At 72.5% G+C, this 20,928-nt stretch carries 20 protein-coding genes; 3 read left to right on the top strand and 17 right to left on the bottom strand.

The features are described 5' to 3' along the window. Positions 1 to 114: 114 nt before the first annotated feature. Positions 115 to 987 (top strand): diacylglycerol kinase, encoded by an 873-nt coding sequence (locus ACF1DX_RS14140; protein ID WP_391791443.1) that lies wholly within the window; start codon positions 115 to 117, stop codon positions 985 to 987. Between the two features lie 13 nt (positions 988 to 1,000). Here ACF1DX_RS14140 and ACF1DX_RS14135 read toward each other — a convergent pair whose 3' ends face one another. Together ACF1DX_RS14135 and ACF1DX_RS14130 are read right to left on the bottom strand one after the other, a co-directional pair. Next, positions 1,001 to 1,591 carry a Uma2 family endonuclease gene (locus ACF1DX_RS14135; RefSeq protein WP_391791442.1) on the bottom strand — a complete coding sequence of 197 codons (591 nt, stop codon included), beginning with the start codon at positions 1,589 to 1,591 and terminating at the stop codon, positions 1,001 to 1,003. A 52-nt stretch (positions 1,592 to 1,643) separates the two neighbouring features. After that, the gene (locus ACF1DX_RS14130) at positions 1,644 to 2,141 is read right to left on the bottom strand and encodes a GbsR/MarR family transcriptional regulator (protein ID WP_391791441.1); all 498 of its coding nucleotides are present in this window, start codon (positions 2,139 to 2,141) and stop codon (positions 1,644 to 1,646) included. A gap of 114 nt (positions 2,142 to 2,255) precedes the next feature. Here ACF1DX_RS14130 and ACF1DX_RS14125 point away from each other — a divergent pair, with 114 nt between their 5' ends. After that, positions 2,256 to 3,152 carry an ATP-binding cassette domain-containing protein gene (locus tag ACF1DX_RS14125; protein ID WP_391791440.1) on the top strand — a complete coding sequence of 299 codons (897 nt, stop codon included), beginning with the start codon at positions 2,256 to 2,258 and terminating at the stop codon, positions 3,150 to 3,152. A 92-nt stretch (positions 3,153 to 3,244) separates the two neighbouring features. After that, positions 3,245 to 4,753: an ABC transporter permease gene (locus ACF1DX_RS14120; protein ID WP_391791661.1), complete on the top strand. Its 1,509-nt coding sequence runs from the start codon at positions 3,245 to 3,247 to the stop codon at positions 4,751 to 4,753. Positions 4,754 to 4,762: 9 nt separating this feature from the next. On the opposite strand, the gene ACF1DX_RS14115 is transcribed toward ACF1DX_RS14120, so the two are convergent. The 15 genes from ACF1DX_RS14115 to fbaA all read right to left on the bottom strand — a co-directional run bounded on the left by ACF1DX_RS14115 (position 4,763) and on the right by fbaA (position 20,809). After that, positions 4,763 to 5,347 carry a Uma2 family endonuclease gene (locus ACF1DX_RS14115; protein ID WP_391791439.1) on the bottom strand — a complete coding sequence of 195 codons (585 nt, stop codon included), beginning with the start codon at positions 5,345 to 5,347 and terminating at the stop codon, positions 4,763 to 4,765. A gap of 42 nt (positions 5,348 to 5,389) precedes the next feature. Further along, positions 5,390 to 6,589, bottom strand: a complete 1,200-nt coding sequence (locus ACF1DX_RS14110) for an RNA-guided endonuclease InsQ/TnpB family protein (protein WP_391791660.1) — start codon at positions 6,587 to 6,589, stop codon at positions 5,390 to 5,392. 118 nt (positions 6,590 to 6,707) lie between these two features. Further along, positions 6,708 to 7,931 (bottom strand): cytochrome P450, encoded by a 1,224-nt coding sequence (locus ACF1DX_RS14105; RefSeq protein ID WP_391791438.1) that lies wholly within the window; start codon positions 7,929 to 7,931, stop codon positions 6,708 to 6,710. Between the two features lie 39 nt (positions 7,932 to 7,970). Next, positions 7,971 to 8,636 carry a response regulator gene (locus ACF1DX_RS14100; RefSeq protein WP_391791437.1) on the bottom strand — a complete coding sequence of 222 codons (666 nt, stop codon included), beginning with the start codon at positions 8,634 to 8,636 and terminating at the stop codon, positions 7,971 to 7,973. Beyond that, entirely contained in the window at positions 8,633 to 9,991 is a 1,359-nt protein-coding gene (locus ACF1DX_RS14095) for a sensor histidine kinase (RefSeq protein ID WP_391791436.1), read from the bottom strand. Before ACF1DX_RS14095 ends, ACF1DX_RS14100 begins: the two co-directional genes overlap by 4 nt. 101 nt (positions 9,992 to 10,092) lie before the next feature. Continuing rightward, positions 10,093 to 10,755, bottom strand: a complete 663-nt coding sequence (locus ACF1DX_RS14090) for a response regulator (RefSeq protein ID WP_391791435.1) — start codon at positions 10,753 to 10,755, stop codon at positions 10,093 to 10,095. Continuing rightward, positions 10,752 to 12,071, bottom strand: a complete 1,320-nt coding sequence (locus ACF1DX_RS14085; RefSeq protein ID WP_391791434.1) for a sensor histidine kinase — start codon at positions 12,069 to 12,071, stop codon at positions 10,752 to 10,754. The genes ACF1DX_RS14090 and ACF1DX_RS14085 overlap by 4 nt, the downstream gene beginning before the upstream one ends. Beyond that, positions 12,064 to 13,251 carry an acyltransferase gene (locus tag ACF1DX_RS14080; protein ID WP_391791433.1) on the bottom strand — a complete coding sequence of 396 codons (1,188 nt, stop codon included), beginning with the start codon at positions 13,249 to 13,251 and terminating at the stop codon, positions 12,064 to 12,066. The genes ACF1DX_RS14085 and ACF1DX_RS14080 overlap by 8 nt, the downstream gene beginning before the upstream one ends. Further along, entirely contained in the window at positions 13,248 to 14,186 is a 939-nt protein-coding gene (locus tag ACF1DX_RS14075; protein WP_391791432.1) for an alpha/beta hydrolase, read from the bottom strand. The genes ACF1DX_RS14080 and ACF1DX_RS14075 overlap by 4 nt, the downstream gene beginning before the upstream one ends. 408 nt (positions 14,187 to 14,594) lie before the next feature. Next, positions 14,595 to 15,467: an alpha/beta hydrolase gene (locus ACF1DX_RS14070; protein WP_391791431.1), complete on the bottom strand. Its 873-nt coding sequence runs from the start codon at positions 15,465 to 15,467 to the stop codon at positions 14,595 to 14,597. 170 nt (positions 15,468 to 15,637) lie between these two features. Continuing rightward, positions 15,638 to 16,831, bottom strand: a complete 1,194-nt coding sequence (kynU, locus tag ACF1DX_RS14065; protein ID WP_391791430.1) for a kynureninase — start codon at positions 16,829 to 16,831, stop codon at positions 15,638 to 15,640. Further along, positions 16,824 to 17,657: a tryptophan 2,3-dioxygenase family protein gene (locus ACF1DX_RS14060; RefSeq protein WP_391791429.1), complete on the bottom strand. Its 834-nt coding sequence runs from the start codon at positions 17,655 to 17,657 to the stop codon at positions 16,824 to 16,826. The genes kynU and ACF1DX_RS14060 overlap by 8 nt, the downstream gene beginning before the upstream one ends. Positions 17,658 to 17,814: 157 nt before the next feature. Continuing rightward, complete coding sequence (locus ACF1DX_RS14055; protein WP_391791428.1) at positions 17,815 to 18,228, bottom strand: DUF3151 domain-containing protein; 414 nt, start codon at positions 18,226 to 18,228, stop codon at positions 17,815 to 17,817. Positions 18,229 to 18,245: 17 nt separating this feature from the next. Next, entirely contained in the window at positions 18,246 to 19,715 is a 1,470-nt protein-coding gene (locus tag ACF1DX_RS14050) for an MFS transporter (protein ID WP_391791427.1), read from the bottom strand. A 62-nt stretch (positions 19,716 to 19,777) separates the two neighbouring features. Further along, positions 19,778 to 20,809 carry a class II fructose-bisphosphate aldolase gene (gene fbaA / locus ACF1DX_RS14045; protein ID WP_391791426.1) on the bottom strand — a complete coding sequence of 344 codons (1,032 nt, stop codon included), beginning with the start codon at positions 20,807 to 20,809 and terminating at the stop codon, positions 19,778 to 19,780. Positions 20,810 to 20,928 lie beyond the last annotated feature (119 nt).

Raw genomic sequence — 20,928 nt, 5'->3', positions numbered from 1 at the left:
ACCGCGACCGTCGTTGGCCGCCACCGTCGGACCGGATGCCCCGGAATAGACGAAGCCCCTGGCGCAATAGCGCAAGGGGCTCTTGCACAAAGATGCTACCCGAGGAAGCGAGGCATGGCCGAGGTGGCGACTTCCAGGACCTTCTCCGCGACGTCCGATCAGCTCCTGGTGGTCATCGACCCGGTCGCCCGACGGGCGGACGGCGAGTCCGTCCGGATCGCGAAGGACGTGATCGGCGCGGGTGCGGCGGGCACGAAGGTGTGCCTGCCGGACGGGCCGGAGGAGTTCGCGCGGGCGCTGGCACGACGCGGGTCGCGGCGGCCGGTGGTGGTGGGCGACGACCGGGCCCTGGTGCGGGCGGTGACGCTGCTGCACCGGCGGCGGGAGCTGGCCGAATGCGCCCTGTCCCTGGTGCCGGTGGGGGGCGCGGTCTCCCTCGCCCGGTCGCTGGGGGTGCCGGCGGGCGCGGTGGCGGCGGCACGGGCGGTGCTGGACGGGGCGGAGCGGCGGATGGACCTGCTGGTGGACGACAGCGACGGGGTGGTGCTCGGCGCGCTGCGGATTCCGCCGCTCGGCGGCACGACACGGGTGCGGGAGGCGGACGGCGGGGCGGGGCGTCCGTGGCTGCGGACGTGCCGGTCGCTGGTACGGACCCTGGTGCCGGCGCGGCCGTCCGGGGTCGTCCCCGCCCCCGGGGCGGGGCCGGCGCGGCTGCGGGTGGAGGTCGACGGGGAGACGCTCGTCGACCTGGGGCAGCCGGTGGAGGGCGTCTCGGTCGTGCCCGGTGCCTCCGGGGCGGCGCGGGTGGAGGTGCGTCCGGCGTCGGTGGGGGCGGAGGCGTCCCCACTGTCGGCCGAGGGGCGGACGGTGACCGTGTCGGGCGCGCACTTCCGCTATCGCGCGGACGCGGCGGTGTCGGGACCGGTGCGGACGCGGACGTGGGTAGTGCGGGAGGGGGCTTGGGGGCTCGTACTGCCGACGCGGTAGCGGAGGCGTCGGGTCAGGGAGCCCTGAAACCGGTCGTATCCAGTACGCAGCCGAACGGGGCGGGGATCGACAGCTTCTCGCCGAACGGCCTGGTGTCGCGAGACTCGTAGCCCTTGGCCGAGGGTGTCCAGAGGACTGTGGCCTGTTCCTCCTGCATGTCGAGGATCAGGTAGACGGGGATGCCGGCTCGTCCATAGACCTCGACCTTGTCCGTGAGGTCGTCGTCCCGGGTGGTGGAAGACGTGAGTTCGGCTACAAAGCAAAGGGCTTCGCCGTCAATATGGTTGTCGGCTGTCTCCAAGGCTTTCGCGTGCGCCGCGTGGATATCCGGCCCATAGGCCCGCTCATCACCCGGGAAGACATACGGATTGGGCGCCCGCTCGATCACGTGCCCCTCGGGAAGGTGCGGCTCCAATTGCTGGCACACCAAGCGCATCACACGGGTGTAATACCCCTTCGACCACGGCGACACGACGATGTTCCCCCTGATGATCTCGGCTTGGTAGCCGTCGGGCACGTCCAGCTCGTCGAGGGTCCTCAGCAGGCCCTCGAAGCTGTCGGGCTCGGTGCCGTTTATCGTCGGTCGCTCTGCCATGACTGTCATGATGCGCCCTCCCGTTGAAGCGGACCAGCCACCACTCAGCGTAGCGGATCAATTACTCTCTCCCGAACCGCTCCTCCCGGTGCACCCGCCAGCGCTCCATCATCGCCTCGACCTCCTTCTCCATGAACTCGAAGAAGGCCAGCGTCTCCGCCAGCCGCCGCCCCGCCGGGGTGTCCGCGCCCAGGCTGGTGACGCCGTCCCGCAACGCGTCCTCCCAGCGCTTGATGATGGCCTCGCGGTTGGTGAGCGCCTCGTACCACTGGTCGCCGTGGACCCGGTAGCGCTCCCGGCGGGAACCGGGCTCGCGCTCGCGGGACACCATGTGGACCTGGGACAGGTAGCGCACCGCGCCGGAGACCGCGGCCGGTGAGATCTGGAGCCGTTCACCCAGTTCGGCGGAGGTCAGGACCCCGGCGTCGGAGGCGAGCAGGGCCGCGAAGACGCGGGCGGGCATGCGTGCCAGGCCGGCCTCCACGAGCTGTGCCGCGAAGTGCTCCACGAACCGTGAGACCGCCTCCGGATCCCGGGCCGTCCCGCTCGGTTCCGCCATGTTCCGATCATCTCCCCTGCTCAGGCGCCGTGGATGCCGTGGATCAAGTCTAGCCGTCGATTTATACGTTTCCTTAACTTCACAAATTTCTGAAAGAAGCGTACGTTCCGAAGCATGACGAAGGCCATCACCGTGTCCGGACTGCACAAGTCGTTCGGCCGGACCCACGCACTGGCCGGTCTCGACCTGAGCGTCGAGACCGGCGAGGTCCACGGCTTCCTCGGCCCCAACGGCTCCGGGAAGTCCACCACCATCCGCGTCCTGCTCGGCCTGCTGCGCGCCGACTCCGGTGCCGCCCGGGTGCTCGGCCGGGACCCGTGGACGGACGCCGTGGAGATCCACCGTCGTATCGCCTACGTCCCCGGTGACGTGACGCTGTGGCGCAACCTCTCCGGGGGCGAGGTCATCGACCTGTACGGGAGGCTGCGCGGCGGCCTGGACCCGCACCGCCGCGCCGAGCTGACCGAGCGGTTCGAGCTGGACCCGACGAAGAAGGGCCGCACGTACTCCAAGGGCAACCGGCAGAAGGTCGCCCTGGTGGCGGCGTTCGCCTCCGACGTCGACCTGCTGATCCTCGACGAGCCGACGTCCGGCCTGGACCCGCTGATGGAGGAGGTCTTCCAGCGCTGTGTCGCCGAGGAGCGGGAGCGCGGGCGGACCGTGCTGCTGTCCTCGCACATCCTCAGCGAGGTGGAGGAGCTGTGCGACCGGGTCAGCATCATCCGCAAGGGGGCCACGGTGGAGAGCGGTTCGCTCGCCGAGCTGCGGCATCTGACCCGGACGAGCGTGAGCGCCGAACTCGCCGGCCCGCCCAACGGGCTCGCCGGACTGCCCGGTGTGCACGACCTCGACGTACAGGGGCGGCGCGTCCGGCTCCAGGTCGACACCGACAAGCTGGACGCGGTGCTGCGCTCGCTGAGCGAGTCGGGCGTGCGCTCGCTGACGTCCACCCCGCCGACGCTGGAGGAACTCTTCCTGCGGCACTACCAGGACGAGGTGACCGCCCGATGAGCGCCGCCGCCTTCGCCGTACGGCCCGCGAGCGCGCGACAGCTCGCCGGCACCGGCATCCTGCTGCGTTTCGCGCTGCGCCGGGACCGGGTGATGATCCCGGTGTGGGTCGCGGTGAACGCCCTGATGGTGCTGTCGATGCCGAGCACGCTCAAGGGCCTGTACGGCACTCCCGCCGAACGCGCCGACCTGGTCGCCCAGATGGCCGGCAACTCCTCGCTGCGGGCCATGGTCGGCCCCGTCTTCGGCGACTCGCTCGGCGCGCTGACCGCCTGGCGGGCCGGGGTGTACGCGGGGGCGCTGGCCGCCGTGGTCGGTCTGCTGGTCGTCGTACGGCACACCCGGGACGAGGAGGAGAGCGGGCGTCAGGAGATGGTGGCGTCCGGGATGGTGGGCCGCAGGGCCTCGCTCACGGCGGCGCTGCTCGCGGCGGCCGTCGCGAACGGGATGCTGGCGCTGCTGGTGACGGCCGGACTGGCCGGGCAGGGCGCTGCGGGAGCGGTCGCGTTCGGGCTCGGGATCGCCGGTGTGGGCATGGTCTTCGCGACGATGGCGGCGATCGTGGCGCAGTTGACGGAGAGCGCGCGGCTCGCGCGGGGGCTGACGGCGGCGGTGCTCGGGGCGGCGTTCGTGCTGCGGGCGGCGGGCGACTCGGCGACCGACGACGGTTCGTCACCGCTGACCTGGGCGTCGCCGCTCGGCTGGCTGACGAACCTGCGGGCCTACGCCGGTGAACGGTGGTGGGTGCTGGGGCTGTTCGCGGGCGCGGTGCTGGTGCAGGGGGCGGTGGCGTACGCGCTCGCCGGGCGCCGGGATCTCGGCATGAGCTTCCTGCCGAGCCGTCCGGGGCCGGCCGCCGGGCGGCTGGGCGGCGCGGGGGCGCTGGCGTGGCGGCTGCAGCGGGGCGGTGTGCTCGGCTGGAGCCTCGGATTCCTGCTGGCGGGGCTGGTGTACGGCGGCATGGCGGAGGGGGCGGCCGAACTGGTCGGCGACAACGAGGGCGCCCGTGAGATCTTCCAGCGGATGGGCGGGCAGTCGGGGCTGACGGACGCGTTCCTCGCGGCGATGGCCGGGATGCTGGGGCTGGTGGCGGCCCTGTACATCGTGGCGTCGGTACTGCGGCTGCACGGCGAGGAGACTTCCGGGCGGGCCGAGCCGGTGCTCGCGGGGGCGGTCGGACGGCTGCGCTGGGCCGCCGGGCATCTGACGGTGGCGTTCGGCGGGTCGGCGCTGCTGATGCTGCTCGCGGGGGCGGGTCTCGCGCTCGGCCACGGCGAGCGGACGGGAGAGATCCTGGGGGCGTGCCTGGTGCAGGTCCCGGCGGTGTGGGTGATCGGCGGGGTCGCGGTCCTGCTGTACGGACTGGCGCCCGGGGCGGCGACGGTCGCGTGGGGCGTGGCCGGCGCGGTGCTGCTGATCGGCTGGGTCGGCCCGGCGCTGGACGTACCGCGAGCGGTGCTGGACCTGTCCCCCTTCGGCCATCTGCCGAAGCTGCCGGGCGGGGCCATGGAGTGGCCCCCGGTGCTGGTCCTCACGGTTCTCGCGGCAGGGCTGGTCGGGGCGGGGCTGGCCGGGTTGCGGCGCAGGGATCTGTCGACATGACAGCAGCGATCAGTCCATGAACGGTTTGAGCCCCTCGGTGTCGAACTCGATGCCGACGGGGTCGGGCAGCACGACCTTCTGGCCCAACTGGCGCTTCTGGACGTTCCGGTAGCCGACCACCGGGTCCGGATCACGGTGTACGAGGACGGAGCGACGGTTGCGGTCGATCAGCAGGTAGACGGGGATCCCGGATTCGGCGTAGGCCTGGGGTTTCTCCACACGATCGCGATCGTGCGTGTCCGAGTCGAAGGAGGTGACCTCCACCGTCATCAGCACGCCTTCGGTATCTGCCCAGTCCCCCTGCCCCACGAAGTGGGTGACAGGGGCGAGCACCGCGTCCGGCAGGGCCCGGCCCTTGCGGTAGGACTCCACCTTCAACCCCTGCACCGGGCTGAGATCGAGTTCGGGCCTGGCCTTCATGCACTGACGGACCAGCCACATGATGATTGCGGTGTGACTGCCGTCGGTTCCTTTCCTGAGCCCGATCCGTCCGTTGATGGACTCGAACCTGACGGTCTCGTCCTCACGTTCGACGAACTCGGCGATCCGCTCGAACATGTCCACCGACAACTGGGCTGACGCGCGTTCTGCCATAACCGTCGTGACTCCTCCCCTTCATGAATGAGGGGCTTCTCGCTATGCCGGTGTGGCTTCGCGACGGACCAGCCCGGCCCGTAGAACGTTCAGGGCGCCCACTGTGTCCGCGTGCGCGTGGTAGCCGCAGGCGACGCAGTGGAACTTCTCCTGTGTGGGCCGGTTCTCTGCGGCGGTGTGCCCACATTCGGGGCACCGCCGCGAGGTGTTGCGGGGGTCCACGGCCAGCACTTCCCGTCCGGCGCATTCTGCCTTGGCGGTGAGGATCTGGAGGAACACCCCCCATCCGGCATCAGCGATCGAGCGGTTCAGCCCGGCCTTCGCGGCGGCCCCGTTGGGCAGGAAGATGCCCGGCATCTCGGGGTCCGGCTCGGGTGTCGGGGAACGGCTCATGTTTCGGATCTTCAGATCTTCGTAGGCGATGAAGTCGTGTTCGCGTACGAGGTCAAGTGCGGTCTTGTGTGCGTGGTCCAGGCGCTGCCGGCGGACTTTACGGTATAGACGGGCCACGGTCTGAGCGGCCTTGTGGCGCCGCTCGCTGCCCCGCTTGCACCGGCTGAGCGCCTGCTGTGCGGCTTCCAGCTTCGCGGCGGCCTTGTGTCCATAACGTGGGTTGGGTACGAATCCGCCGCTCGAGTCGGCGAGGAAGTTGGCCAAGCCCATGTCGATGCCGACCACGGAACCGGTCGCCGGGAGTGCTTCGGGCGCGGTCTGCTCAGCGGTGAGGATGACGTACCAGCGGTGCCCCTCACGCTTCACCGAGATCGTCTTGACCTTGCCGGCCACGGGTCGGTGCTGGTGCACCTTGACGTGCCCGACGCCTTGAAGGCGGACGCGGGTGACGGGGTCGTGTGGGGTGGAGTCCCATCGGCAGCCGTCGCCGTCCTTCGGGAACTCCACGGTGTCGAACCGCTTGCCTGACCGAAACCGCGGATAGCCCGGCTTCTCTCCAGCCTGCACACGCCGGAAGAACGAGGTGAACGCCTTGTCCAGACGCCGGAGGGTCGCTTGTTGGCTGGAGAACGACCAGCGGCCCTGACGTTCGGGGTCGAATGCCCGGATGTCCTTGAGCTGGGCAGACTGGCCGCCGTACCGGACGGTGGTCTTCGAGGCGTGCCGGTAGGCATCGCGGCGTTCCTGGAGGGCACCGTTGTACAGAGAGCAGTGGTCGGCCAGCATCTCGCGCAGCGCGATCGTCTGACGGGCCGTGGACCGCATGAGAAACTTGTACGCCCGAATCATCCGGCCCACCCCTTTCTTGTCCGGTTTCAGCTTGCAGATCCTCCGCAGGCGGACACCAGCTTGACGAGCCATCCACGTCCCTCGCCGGAAGTCGGCCGGTGATCAGCCGAACGAGTGATCACCTCACTTCCACGGCCAGCCCCTCCAACCCCCTGATCACGAAGTTCGGCTTCCGCTCCGGCTCCGCCGCCAGTCGCAGCGTCGGTGCCTTCTCCAGCAGCGCCGTCATCGAGGCCGCCAGCTCGATGCGGGCCAGGGGGGCGCCGATGCAGTAGTGGATGCCGGCGCTGAAGGAGATGTGCAGGTTGTCGCGGCGGGTGAGGTCCAGGCGGGACGGGTCGGTGAAGACGGCCGGGTCGTGGTTGGCGGAGCCGAAGAGCATCGCGATCTCCGCGCCCCTCGGGATCACCCGGCCGTCGATCTCGATCTCGTCGAGGACCCAGCGTTCGAAGAGCTGGAGCGGGGTGTCGTAGCGCATCAGCTCCTCCACGGCGGACGGGACGAGAGAGTGGTCCGCGCGCAGGGCGGCGAGCTGGTCGGGATGGCGGAACAGCGCCCACCAGCCGTTGACCGTGGAGTTCACGGTGGCCTCGTGGCCCGCGTTGAGCAGCAGCACGCAGGTGGAGATCATCTCCTGCTCGGTGAGCCGGTCGTCGTCCTCGTCGTGGGCGGCGATCAGGCCCGAGATCAGGTCGTCGCCGGGGTTCTCGCGGCGCTCGGCGATCAGGCCGCGCAGGTAGTCGGAGAACTCGACCGACGCCCGGACGGCCCTCGCCGCCGTCTCCTCGGGCGGGTTCAGCTCGTACATGCCGCAGATGTCCGCCGACCAGGGGCGCAGCGACGCCCGGTCGGACTCCGGGATGCCGAGCATCTCGGCGATCACCGCGACCGGCAGCGGTTCGGCGACGTCCCTCAGCAGGTCGCCGCCGCCCGCCTCGACCAGCGCGGAGACCAGGTCACCCGCGAGACGCGTGACGTACGGCTTGAGGCGCTCCACCGTGCGCGGGGTGAACGCCTTCGACACCAGGCGACGGATGCGGGTGTGGTCCGGCGGTTCGAGGTCGAGCATGCCATGGTCGTTGAGGGTGTGGAACGGCTCGTGCTCCGGCGGCGGGGCGGTCCGGCCGAACTCCTCGTGGGTGAAGCGGTGCTGGTACGTCCGTCCCAGGCGCCGGTCGCGCAGCAGCGCCGAGACGTCCGCGTGGTGCGCGACCAGCCACTGGTCCGTCGGCTCGAAGTACCGCACCCGCCCGCGTGCGCGCAGCTCGGCGTAGGCGGGGTACGGGTCGGCGACGAACGCGGGGTCCCACGGGTCGAACGCGAGGTCGTCAAGGGCTGCCATGGACGGACGGTAGCCCGGCGCCCCGCTCCCTGACCAGGGTCAGCCGGGGGTGACCAGCCGTGCCTCGTACGCGAAGACCGCCGCCTGGGTGCGGTCCCGCAGGCCCAGTTTCACCAGGATGCGGCTGACGTGCGTCTTGATCGTGGACTCGGCGACCACCAGCCGCCCGGCAATCTCGGAGTTCGACAGGCCCTGCGCGATCAGCACCAGCACCTCCGTCTCCCGCTCGGTGAGGTCGCCGTACGCCCCGTGCGCGGACGGCATCAGGCGCGGGGTCTCGGACAGCTTGGAGAACTCGGTGATCAGCCGCTTGGTCACCGTCGGGGCGAGCAGTGCCTCGCCGGACGCGACGACTCGTACCCCGTCGGCGAGCTGGCGGGCGGAGGCGTCCTTGAGGAGGAAGCCGGAGGCGCCCGCGCGCAGCGCCTGGTAGACGTACTCGTCGAGGTCGAAGGTGGTCAGCACCAGCACCTTCGCGGTGCCGTCGGCGGCGACGATCTCCCGCGTCGCGTCGATGCCGTTCAGCTCGGGCATGCGGATGTCCATGAGGACGACGTCGGGGGCGAGTTCGCGGACCCGCTCCACCGCCTCGCGGCCGTTGACGGCCTCGCCGACGACCTCGATGCCCGGCATCGCGCCCAGCAGGACCGAGAAGCCCTCGCGCACCATCATCTGGTCGTCCGCGATCAGGACCCGGATGGTCATGCGTCACCTTCGTTCACCGTGGTGACGGGCAGGAACACCGTCACCTCGTAACCGCCGTCGTCGGCCGGGCCGGCCGTCATCTCACCGTTCAGCATGGTGACCCGCTCGCGCATGCCGGTGATGCCGTGACCGGCGCCGGGCGAGGGTTTGACGAGGCTCGGCTCGGGCGCCGGACCGTTGACGACGCGTACGCCGAGGCCGCCGAGGACGTACCCGATCTCCACCCGGGCGCTCGCGCCGGGCGCGTGCCGCAGGCTGTTGCTCAGCGCCTCCTGCACGATCCGGTACGCCGACAGCTCCACCCCCTGCGGCAGCTCCCGCACCGCGCCGGTCACCACCTTCTCCACCCGCAGCCCCGCGTCGCGCACGTTGACGAGCAGGGCGTCCAGGTCGGCGAGGGTGGGCTGCGGGGCGTCCGGGGCCTCGTAGTCCTCGGCGCGGACCACGCCCAGGATGCGGCGCAGCTCGGTGAGGGCGGCGACCGCGTTCTCCCGGATGGTGACGAAGGCGCGCTCCAGTTCCGGCGGCGGGTTCTCCACCCGGTAGGGGGCCGCCTCGGCCTGGATGGCGACCACCGACATGTGGTGGGCGACCACGTCGTGCAGCTCGCGGGCGATGGTGGTGCGCTCCTCCAGCGCCGTGCGCCGGGAACGCTCGTGCGCGGTGACCGTCTGCTGAGCGGTCACCTCCTGCTGGGCGGTGCGGCGGACGTGCCAGAGACAGACCACGAGCAGGGCGAACGCGGACGTCACCAGCATGGGCGCACTGTTGGTGTAGTAGTACGACCCGCCGAAGAGAAGGTCCGCGAGGAAGGCGTAGGCGAAGGTCAGGACCCACATCCAGGCGGCGGTGCGGGGCCGGGTGCGCAGGGCCACGAAGACCAGCACCGCCAGATGGCAGACGAACACGCCGGGCATCCACGGCCAGTCCGAGCCGTCACCGCCCAGAATCGAGACCACCGGGGTCGCGGCGAGGGACATCCAGAACGCGCCGACCGGCCGCACCAGCGTGGCGGCCACCGGGGCCGCGCACAGCAGACCGGTCAGCAGGGCCAGTACGTCCCCGCCGGGGAGGCCGCCGCCGAGCGTGCCGGTCATCAGGGCGATCAGCGCGACCGCCCCCACCACCGCGTGCGGGAGGTGCGCCGCGGCCGACCGCGGCCGGCCGCGCAGCCGGCGGACGAACGGGCCGTCCGTGCGCCGGGGCGGCAGCGGGCGGTAGGCGAAGGGGTCGTGGAACAGGTCCTGGCGCAGCCCGCGCAGGGCGCTCCGGACCGCCTGGTACTCCGGGCTGCGGGTCCCGGCCCCGTTCCCGCGCGGGGCGGCCGGGGGCTGCTGGTGAGTCGTCTCGGTCACGCTCACACGGTAGGCCGACCGGGTGAGCGCGGTCGTCCCCGCCGAGAAGGGTTCCCGGGCGTCCGTCTCAGGTACTACGCGGGCCACGCCCGGGGCACTTCTCAGTACCCGGAGGGACGCACCAGCCCCGACTCGTACGCGAACACCGCCGCCTGGGTGCGGTCCCGCAGGCCCAGTTTCACCAGGATGCGGCCGACGTGCGTCTTCACGGTCTGCTCGGCCACCACGAGACGTACCGCGATCTCCGCGTTGGACAGGCCCTGCGCGATCAGCGCGAGCACCTCCGTCTCGCGTTCGGTGAGATCCTTCACGCGCTGCCTGAGGGGGCTGCGGGGGCGGTCGTCCAGCCGGGAGAACTCGGCGATCAGCCGCCGGGTGACGCCGGGTGCGAGGAGGGCGTCCCCGGCCGCCACCACCCGTACCGCCTCGGCGAGCTGGTCGGCGGAGGCGTCCTTCAGCAGGAACCCGGACGCCCCGGCGCGCAGCGCCTCGTACACGTACTCGTCGAGGTCGAAGGTGGTCAGCATCAGCACCTTGACGTGCGGGGTGGCGGTGGTGATGCGGGCGGTGGCCTGGATGCCGCCGAGTTCGGGCATGCGGATGTCCATCAGGACGACGTCCGGGGTGAGCTCGGCGACCTGGTCGACCGCGTCCACCCCGTTCACCGCCTGGCCGACGACCTCGATGTCGGGCTGCGTGTTGAGCAGCACGGTGAAGCCCTGGCGGACCATCTGCTGGTCGTCGGCGATCAGTACGCGGATCATGCGGGGCCGTCCTCGGGAGGGGGAGCGGTGGCGGGCGGGGCGGAGACCGGGAGGTGGGCGTCGACCTTGTAGCCGTTGTCGGCCCAGGGGCCGGCCGTCAGCCTGCCGCCCAGCATGACGGCCCGTTCCCGCATGCCGAGCAGTCCGTGTCCGGCGCCGGCGGACGGCGGTGCCTCCCGGGTCGGGCGGGTGTTGACGACCGTCACCCGCAGCCCCCTCGGATCGTAGGCGAGGGTGACGTGGGCGGTCGCGCCGGGCGCGTGCCGCAGCACGTTGCTCAGCGCCTCCTGCACGATCCGGTACGCCGACAGCTCCACGCCGGGCGGCAGCGGACGCCGTTCGCCGGTGATCTCGGTGGTCACGGTCAGTCCGGCGGCGCGGGTGTTCTCCACCAGCGCCTCCAGCCGGTCGAGGGTGGGCTGCGGGGCGTCCGAGCGCTCGCCGGGGGCGGGGTGTTCGGAACGCAGCACGTCGAGGACGCGGCGCAGCTCGGTCAGCGCCTCGACGGCGTTCTGCCGGATGCCGGCGAGGTTCTCCCTCAGCTCGTCGGGCGGGTCCTGGACCAGGTGCGGGGCGACCTGCGCCTGGATGGAGATGACCGACATGTGGTGGGCGACCACGTCGTGCAGCTCGCGGGCGATCCGGCTGCGTTCCTCCAGGAGGGTGCGGCGGGCGCGTTCCTCGGCGGTGAGGGTGGTCTGCCGGCCGAGTTCGGCGCGGGCCTCGCGGCGGCCGCGCAGGGCGGTGCCGAGGACGACGGCGACGATGAACAGGGGAACGGCGGTCTGGCCGGTGGGCTGGTAGTTCCGCCCGCCCATCAGCCCCTGGAGGACGTAGGTGACCAGGGAGGTCAGGGCCAGGGCCTCGACCGAGACGCGGGTGCGGACCCGCAGGGCGAGCAGCAGCAGGACGAACAGGTGGGCGATCAGCCCGGCCGCGGTCCAGGGCCAGGTGAACTCGTACTCGCCGGGTTCCATCCGGGCTCGCACCACCATCGCCCCGAGCACCGTGGCCCCGAGGGACAGCCACCACGCCGGCACCGGCTGCCGCAGCGCGAGCACCATCGCGGCGCTCTGCCCGAGCGCGATCAGCAGGGCGAGTCCGAGTTCCAGTCCCCCGTGGTCGCTCAGCAGGGCCAGGTCACCGAGGAAAACACCGAACGCGGCCAGGCACACCACCCCGTGCGGCACCCAGCGCAGCCACACGGACGGGGGCAACGGGTCCGCGCGGGCCGTCAACAGGTCGTCCCGCAGCGCCCCCAGCCACCGCCGGACGAGCTCCGCCCCCTTGTCCTTCACGCGGTCCAGCCTAGACATGCCGTACTCCCTTCTCCGCCGGCCGGTGGGCACGGACCACCCGGGACCGTCCGCGCCGCCGCTCGCCCCCGCCCCGCTCCCACGACCGGAACGCCGCCCGGCAGACCGCGAGGGTCAGGACGAACACCGGCAGCCACACCAGCCGGGCGGCGACCCAGCCGAGGCCGTCGGGGACGGTGTGCAGGCCGGGGAGACGGCCGGCGGGGAGGCCGGTGGCGGTGGTCGCCATGAGGGCGGTCTGGTGCCAGAGGAAGACCGTCATCACGGAGAGGTTGACCAGCGCCACCGCCGCCCACGCGACGGGCCGCCGCATCGCCGTGCGCAGCCGGTCCCGCAGCAGCAGCGCCAGCCCGCACTGGGCGAGGCCGAAGGTGACGGCGGCCAGGGTCGGCGGGTTGAGGTTGGACACGTCGGCGCCCGGGACACCGACCATCGACGCCGGGTAGCCGGCCCGGGCCACGAGCGCGGCCGTGACGGCCGTACCGGAGACGAGGAGGATCCAGCCGGTCCTGCGGTGTTCCAGCTCGCCGCGGGTCCAGGCCGCGCCCAGGGTGTACGGCACCAGCCAGCCGGCCACCAGGTTCAGCCAGCCGAGCCGGTCGGGGGCGCCGAGGCCGAAGCGGAGCAGGTCGACGTGGAGGACGACGGCGAGCGGCCACAGCGGGTGGAGCCGGGCGACGAGCGGGGTCGCGGCGGTGAGGGCGGCGAAGACCAGCAGGAACCACAGCGGTGACAGGGCCAGCTTCACCAGCGTGCGGACGGTCGCGTACTCGGCGCCGGAGAGCAGCAGCACGGCGGTGACGGCCGTCCACAGGAGGAGGACGGCGGCGACCGGTGTGAACAGCCGGGCCAGCCGGCCGTGCAGCCAGCGGCGGTACGGGACGCCGCGGGCGCGGGACGAGGCGTACCCGCGGGTCGCCACGTGCCCTCCGACCAGGAAGAACACGGCGAGGGTCTGGAACACCCAGGACACGGGTGCCAGCCACGGCAGGTGCTGGAGCGGGCTGGCGGCGCGCAGGGTGCTGCCGTCCGCGACGAGGGCGGTGACCAGCCAGTGGCCGAGGACGACACCGAGGACGGCGCCGGCCCGCAGGGCGTCCACGGCACGGTCGCGGTGGTCCGGGGTGGCCGCGTCGACGCGGCCGGCGGCGTGGCGTATCGCGGTGGTGAGACGGCTCACGAGGTCACCGCCGAGGTGTCGCCGAGGACGATCCGGGTGAGGTTGGCCAGGGAGGCGGAGCCGGGGGCGAAGTAGTCGCTGTGGCCGCCGTCGCCGGCTGCGAAGACCCGGGCGCCGAAGGCCGGGGAGACGGGGTCGGTGTCGAAGCCGACGGTGGTGCCGAGGAGGTCGACGCTGAGGTGCGGGACGTTCCCGACCCAGTCGTCGGCGCCCCGGGCGGCCCAGATCCGGGCCCGGGTGCGCAGGCCGGCGGCGGTGTCGGAGCCGGTGCCGGGGCTGCCGAGGAGGACGATGTCGTCGACGGCGAGGCCGTCGGCGGCCTCGGCGCAGACGACGGAGCCGTAGGAGTGGCAGAGGAGGGAGACGCGGGCACGCGGCCCGGCGACGTCACGCACGTCGTCCACGAGCTCCCGGAGTCCGGGGGCGGCCTCTTCCGCCCGGCCGGTGGTGGCGACGGTGGCGCTGACGGTGGCGGGGGTCTCGTAGCCGAGCCAGGCCACGACCGCGGCACGCGTGCCGAGCCGCTCGTGCAGGGCGAGGGCGGCGGCACGGAACCGGCCGTAGGTGTCGATGCCGGTGTCGGAGCCGGGGACGAGGACGGCGACCCGGTCGGCGTGCGCGAGGTCCCCGAACACCTCGGTGACCAGCCCGGCCCCCCGCCCGTCGAAGTGCAGCAACTGCCGCCCTGCCAGCGCACGGTCGGCGTCGGCCCGCCGCCGGTCCCCGTACGCGGCGGCCATCCGGGCGGCTTCCCCGGCGTTGGCCCGGTGGGCGGCGTAGACCGCGTCGAGGGTCGCCGCGGACGGCCCCGCGACCACGGCGGGCACCGGCGCGGGCACCCGCGCCCGATCCGCCCCGGCCAGCGGCACGGCCACGGCCCCGGCGACGAACACCGAAAGCACCCCCCGCAGAACCCGCGCCCCGCGGGCAGCCATGCCGCCGCTTCCACGGACAGCCACGCCGCCGTTCCCACGGACAGCCACGCCGCCGTTCCCACGGACAGCCACGCCGCCGTTCCCACGGACAGCCACGCCGCCGTTCCCACGGGCAGTCGTGCCGCTGGGGCGGCACGGGTGGGCGCGACGGCACCCCGCAAGCGCCGGGCAGCGCAACCCGCCCCCGGCCCACCCCCACGCCGGGCACCCCTCACGCTCGCGCACCACGGTGGCCGCACCTCCCTCTTCCGCCCGCCCATCGGGCTTACGAGAAAGGGAAGTTACGGAGCGTCGCCGGTAACCCGCGTCCCGCCGGAGGACTCACCTGCGGGGTAGCTCTCAGGTACTAGGGGTATGACCGGGCCGAGGCCCGACAGGGGTATGACCGGGCCGAGGCCCGACCCAAGCTCACCACGCGAGTTGCGCGATCTCCTCCGCCACCACCGCACACGCGTCCGCCCCCGGATCGATCAGCGGAAAGTGCCCCACGTCCTCCAGCAACGTCACCCCCACCACCTCCCCCGCCTTCGCCGCCGCCTCCGCGTACGCCTCGGCGACCGCCTGCGGCACCACGACGTCGGTACGCCCCTGCACCAGGGTGGTGGCGATCCCGGTGGGCAGCAGCAGCCCGGGATCGGCGTGCGGCCGGCGCTCGGCGAAGTGGTCGTCTCCGCCCAGCAGTTGCCGCGCCGCGCCCCCGCACACGTCCAGCTTGTCGGCGACCTCGAGGTCCGCGATCGGAGCGAGCCCGACCACGCCGCGCAGCGGTGCGGGCTCGTCCGTGCGCCAGCGGGAGCCCGCCGGCAGGACGTGCCGCGCGGCGGCCCACAGCGCCAGGTGCCCGCCCGCCGAGTGCCCGGTGAGCACGATCCTCCGCGGGTCGGCCCCCGGCACCCGTTCCCGTATCAGCCCCGGCAGCGCGTCCAGCGCGGCGGCCACGTCGTCGAAGGTGTCGGGCCACCGTCCCGCGACCGGACCACCGCCGCCGCCCGGCTCCCCCGCCCCGTGCCGGTACTCCACACTGGCCACGGCGAATCCCCGCCCGGCCAGGAAGGCCGCGAACGGGCTGATGTGGCGCCGGTCGTACGGCGCCCGCCAGGCACCGCCGTGCAGCACGACCACCACCGGCGCGGGCCCGCCCTCCCCGCGCGGCGCGTAGAAGTCGACGACCTGGTCCGGGTCGTCGCCGTACGCCACCGTGGTGTCGGGGTCCACGGGCGGGTGGGAGAAGGCCGACTCCTCCTCGGCGGCGGCCCGGGCGGCTGCGATGTCGTCCGTCATTGCTCCAACCTCTCAGCGGTACCAAGTAAGTGACGGACCATGCGGGAACGCGGCCGTTCGGCCGGGACGGTATCAGCACGCCCACGTGCGCCGACATGCGGATGTCACGCTCGGTCAGCGGACCCGGGGGACGACACCGTACGACGACGTCACCCCCCGGCCCCGGAGGACTACGCCAGCACCTCCGCCAGCACCCGCGCCGCCCGCTCCACGTCCGCGAAGCCGACGTACAGCGGGGTGAAGCCGAAGCGGAGCACGTCCGGCCGGCGGAAGTCGCCGACCACGCCCCGCTCGATCAGCCGCTCCATCACGTCCCCGGCGTCCGGGCAGCGCAGGGCGATCTGACTGCCCCGCTCCCCGTGCGCACGCGGCGTCACGCACGCGACCCGCCCCTCGGGCACGTACTCCTCGACGCACTCCAGGAAGAAGTCCGTCAGCGCGAGGGACTTGGCCCGCACCGCCTCGACCGTCACCCCGTCCCAGACCTCCAGGGCCGCCTCCAGGGCGAGCATGGAGAGGATGTCCGGGGTGCCGACCCGCCCGCGCACCGCGCCCGCCGCCGGCTCGTACTCCGCACGCATCCCGAAGGGCTCGGCGTGCGAGTTCCACCCCGGCAACGGGGAGTCGAAGCGGTCCTGGAGGTCCGCGCGCACGTACAGGAACGCCGGTGAACCGGGCCCGCCGTTCAGGTACTTGTAGGTGCAGCCGACCGCCAGGTCCACGCCGTGCTCGTCCAGGCCGACCGGCAGCGCGCCCGCACTGTGGCACAGGTCCCAGACCACCACCGCCCCCGCCGCGTGCACGGCGGCCGTCAGCGACGGCAGGTCGTGCAGCCGCCCGGTGCGGTAGTCGACGTGGTTGAGCAGCACGGCGGCCGTACGGTCGCCGAGCGCGCCCGGCACCTCGGACGGGGGCACCGGACGCAGCGTGCAGCCCGTCATCCGGGCCGCCGACTCGGCGATGTAGCCGTCCGTGGGGAAGGTGGTCGCGTCGACCACGATCTCGTCCCGTTCCGGGCCGGTCAGCCGGGCCAGCCGCACCGCGCCCACCAGTGCCTTGAACACGTTGACGCTGGTCGAGTCGCCGACCACGATCTGCCCGGCCGCCGCGCCGACCAGCGGCGCGATCCGGTCGCCGATCCGTTCCGGCGCCGTCCACCAGCCGCCCTCGGTCCAGGACCGGATCCGCAGCTCGCCCCACTGCCGGCGCACCACGTCCTCGACCCGGCCGGGCACGACGACGGGCAGCGCGCCCAGCGAGTTGCCGTCGAGGTAGACCACGTCGTCGAGGACGAACTCGGCGCGCTTGGCTGCCAGTTCGTCGGAGGCGTCCAGCTTCTCCGCCTTCGTCGTGAGCTCAGACATAGGACCTCGCCGTCCACAGTTCGGGGAACACGCTCTTCTGCGCCCGCTTCTCCAGCCAGGCCACCCCGGCGGAGCCTCCCGTACCGGTCTTGGCGCCCATAGCGCGGCGGGTGGCGACCAGGTGGTCGTTGCGCCAGCGCCACACCAGTTCGGCGACATCGGTCAGCGCCTCGCCGAGACGGGCGACCTCGTCCCGCTCGTCGCCCGCGTAGACGGCCGTCCAGACCGCCTCCACCTGCGCCGACGGCTCGTACTTCCGTGACACGTCGCGCCGCAGCACGTCGTCCGGGACGGCGTGTCCGCGCCGGGCGAGCAGCCGCAGCACCTCGTCGTACAGGCTCGGCTCGTGCAGCGCCTTCTCCAGCTCGGCGTGCACGCGCGGCGCGCCCCGGTGCGGGACCAGCATGGACGCGGACTTGTCGCCGAGCAGGAACTCCATGCGCCGGTACATCGCCGACTGGAAGCCGGAGCCCTCACCGAGGGCGCCGCGGTAGGAGTTGAACTGCGCCGGGGTGAGCCCGCTCAGCGGCTTCCAGGAGGCGTTCAGCGCCTCCAGCTCCCGTACGGACCGCTTCAGCGCGTCGACCGCGACCGGGATGTCGTCCTGGCGCAGTGCCTTCGCCGCGGTCTCCCACTCGTGGACGATGACGGTGAACCACAGCTCCATGACCTGGGTGGTGACCAGGAAGACCATCTCTCCGGGATCGTCGGAGAGGGTGTGCTGCAGGTGGGTGAGGACGTCGGCCTTGACGTAGTCCTCGTAGGGGGTCGTTCCCTGGAAGTCGAGATGCGGGGTCTCGGGCTGCTCGTGAGCCTCGTGGGACATCGCTGTCTCCTGTACCTGTACTCCGGGTAGCGGTCCGCCCCTGCCGTTACCGGCACGGGGGCCCCGGTCCCCACGGTGCATCCTGCGCAATCGTCCCCCGGAACCGCAAGGCCCGCCTGCTCACAGGCGGGCCCCGGAGACATCACAGGTCAGCCGGTCAGCCCAGGACCTGGGCCGCCGTCGGCGAGGAGTCCTTCAGGAACTGCGCGCAGCGCTCGTACTCCTCCTGCTCACCGATCGCCTGCGCGGCGCGGGCGAGGGCGTGCAGGGCGCGCAGGAAGCCGCGGTTGGGCTCGTGCTCCCACGGCACCGGGCCGTGGCCCTTCCAGCCGTTGCGGCGCAGCGCGTCCAGTCCGCGGTGGTAGCCCGTGCGGGCGTACGCGTACGACTCCACGACGCTGCCCCGCTCGAAGGCCTCGTCGGCCAGCCGGGCCCAGGCCAGCGAGGAGGTGGGGTACCGGGCGGCGGCGTCGGCGGGAGAGGCGCCGGACGCGAGCAGCTCGCGCGGGCCCGGGTCGTCGGGGAGGTGGGTCGGGGGCGGGCCCCCGAGGAGGTTCTCGTGAATCGACATGGGTCCAGTCTCGTACATCAGCGGGGCGGACTCCCGCCCTCCTCCCCCGCCTCCAGCGGGGGCACCGCCACACTGCCGTGAGTGTGGCACTCGGGATGCGGGCAGTCGGGGGCCGGGCGGCGCACGGTCGCCCAGGCGATCGCCGATCCGGCCGCCAGGACGGCCGCGCACAGCACCATCGCCCGCCGGAACGCGTCGTCGAAGGCGTCGGGGAGCCGGTACGCCTCCGGGCCCATCCCGGCGAGCAGCGGCAGCGCGGCCACGGCCACGAGACCGGCCGCGCGGGCGGCGGCGTTGTTGATGCCGCTGGCCAGGCCCGCCCGCGCGGTGTCCACGGAGGCGAGGACGGTCGCGGTGAGCGGGGCGACCAGGGTGACCATGCCGAGGCCGAGCACCAGCAGCGCGGGCAGCACCTCGGTGGCGTACGAGGCGCCGGGCCCGACGCGCAGCATCAGCAGCATCCCGGCGGCGCACAGCAGCGGTCCGGCGGTGAGCGGGATGCGCGGGCCGATGCGGTCGCCGAGTTCGCCGGAGCGGGCGGAGAGCAGCAGCATCAGGGCGGTCGTGGGCAGCAGGGCCGTACCGGCGGCGAGGGCGGACCAGCCGACGACGACCTGGAGCTGGAGCGCGGCGAGGAAGAAGAACCCGCCGAACGCCGCGTACACGCACAGCGTGACCAGGTTGACGGCGGTGAACTGCCGGGAGGCGAAGATGTCGAGCGGCATCATCGGGTGCGGGCGGCGCTTCTCGACGAGGACGAACGCGACCGCGGCGGCCGACCCGGCGACCGCGGAGACGGCGACCACGAGGGACCCCTCGCCGGCCTCGATCAGCGCGTACGTCACCAGCGCCAGGGCGACCGCGCCGAGCGCGGCGCCGAGGACGTCGAACCGGCCCTCGTGCTCCCCGCCCGTCGACTCCGGCACGTGGCGTACGGCGACGGGGGCGCACAGCAGGGCGAGCGGCACGTTGAGGAGGAACACCCAGCGCCAGCCGGGTCCGTCCACCAGCCAGCCGCCGACGAACGGTCCGACGGCCGCGCCGATGCCGCCGAAGCCGGACCACAGGCCGACCGCGCGGCCCCGGTCGTCGGGGTGGAAGGTGGCCTGGATGAGGGCGAGCGAGCCGGGCGTGAGCAGCGCCCCGCCGACGCCCTGGAGGGCACGGGCGGCGATGAGGACGCCGGCGTTCGGGGCGATGCCGCACAGCAGGGAGGCCGCGGCGAACCACAGCACGCCGACGACGAACACCTTCCGCCGTCCGTACCGGTCGCCCAGCGCCCCGCCGAGCAGGATCAGCCCGGCCAGCGTGACCATGTAGGCGTTGACGGTCCACTGGAGGGCGGCGAGGTCGGCGTCGAGGTCGCGGCCGATGCGCGGGAGGGCGACGTTGACCACGGTGGAGTCCAGCAGGGCCATGCTGGAGCCGAGGACCGTGGTGAGCAGGATCCACCTGCCCTGCGGGGAGGCCAGCCGGACGTCGGGCATGCGGCGAGCATACGGAAGAGCCCGGCACCACGTGCGGTACCGGGCTCACACTCCAGGAGGTGTTACTTGAGGCGGGTGCCCGTGGAGCGCAGGTTCTGGCAGGCCTCCACGACGCGGGCCGACATCGACGCCTCGGCCAGCTTGCCCCAGGTGCGCGGGTCGTAGGTCTTCTTGTCGCCGACCTCGCCGTCGACCTTCAGGACGCCGTCGTAGTTGCGGAACATGTGGTCGACGACCGGACGGGTGAACGCGTACTGGGTGTCGGTGTCGATGTTCATCTTCACGACGCCGTTCTCCAGCGCGGTGAGGATCTCCTCCGGCGTGGAGCCGGAGCCGCCGTGGAAGACGAAGTCGAACGGCTGGGAGCCGGCCGGCTTGCCGTACTTGGCGGCGACGCCCTCGTTGAGCTCCTTCAGCAGCTCGGGGCGGAGGACGACGTTGCCCGGCTTGTACACGCCGTGCACGTTGCCGAAGGACGCGGCGAGCAGGTAGCGGCCCTTGTCGCCGAGGCCGAGGGCCTCGGCGGTGCGGACGGCGTCGTCGACCGTGGTGTAGAGGGAGTCGTTGATCTCGTGCGAGACGCCGTCCTCCTCGCCGCCGGTCGGGGTGATCTCGACCTCCAGGATGATCTTCGCGGCGCGGGCGCGCTCGAGGAGCTCCTGGGCGATGGAGAGGTTGTCGGCGAGGGTCTCCGCGGAGCCGTCCCACATGTGGGACTGGAACAGCGGGTTGCGGCCGGCCTTGACGCGCTCCTCGGACAGCGCGAGCAGCGGGCGGACGTACCCGTCGAGCTTGTCCTTCGGGCAGTGGTCCGTGTGCAGGGCGATGTTGACGTCGTACTTCTCGGCGACGATGTGCGCGAACTCGGCGAGCGCGACCGCGCCGGTCACCATCTCCTTCTTGTGCTGGCCGCCCAGGAACTCGGCGCCGCCCGTCGAGATCTGGACGATGCCGTCGCTCTCCGCCTCGGCGAAGCCGCGCAGTGCCGCGTGCAGGGTCTGGGACGAGGTGACGTTGATGGCCGGGTAGGCGAACTTCTCCGCCTTCGCCCGGTCGAGCATCTCGTTGTAGACCTCGGGGGTTGCGATGGGCATCTGTCCGCTCCTTATGCGTGCGGTGTGGCGTACTGCGTACGGTCGGCCCTGACCTGGAACCTTGGATGCGACGTCGTTGTCGGGGCCATCTTCCCAGACTTGCCCGTCCGGTCGACGGC

This window comes from Streptomyces sp. NPDC014676, assembly GCF_043084105.1.
Taxonomy (GTDB): Bacteria; Actinomycetota; Actinomycetes; order Streptomycetales; family Streptomycetaceae; genus Streptomyces.
This window is presented reverse-complemented; position numbering and strand designations above follow the sequence as displayed.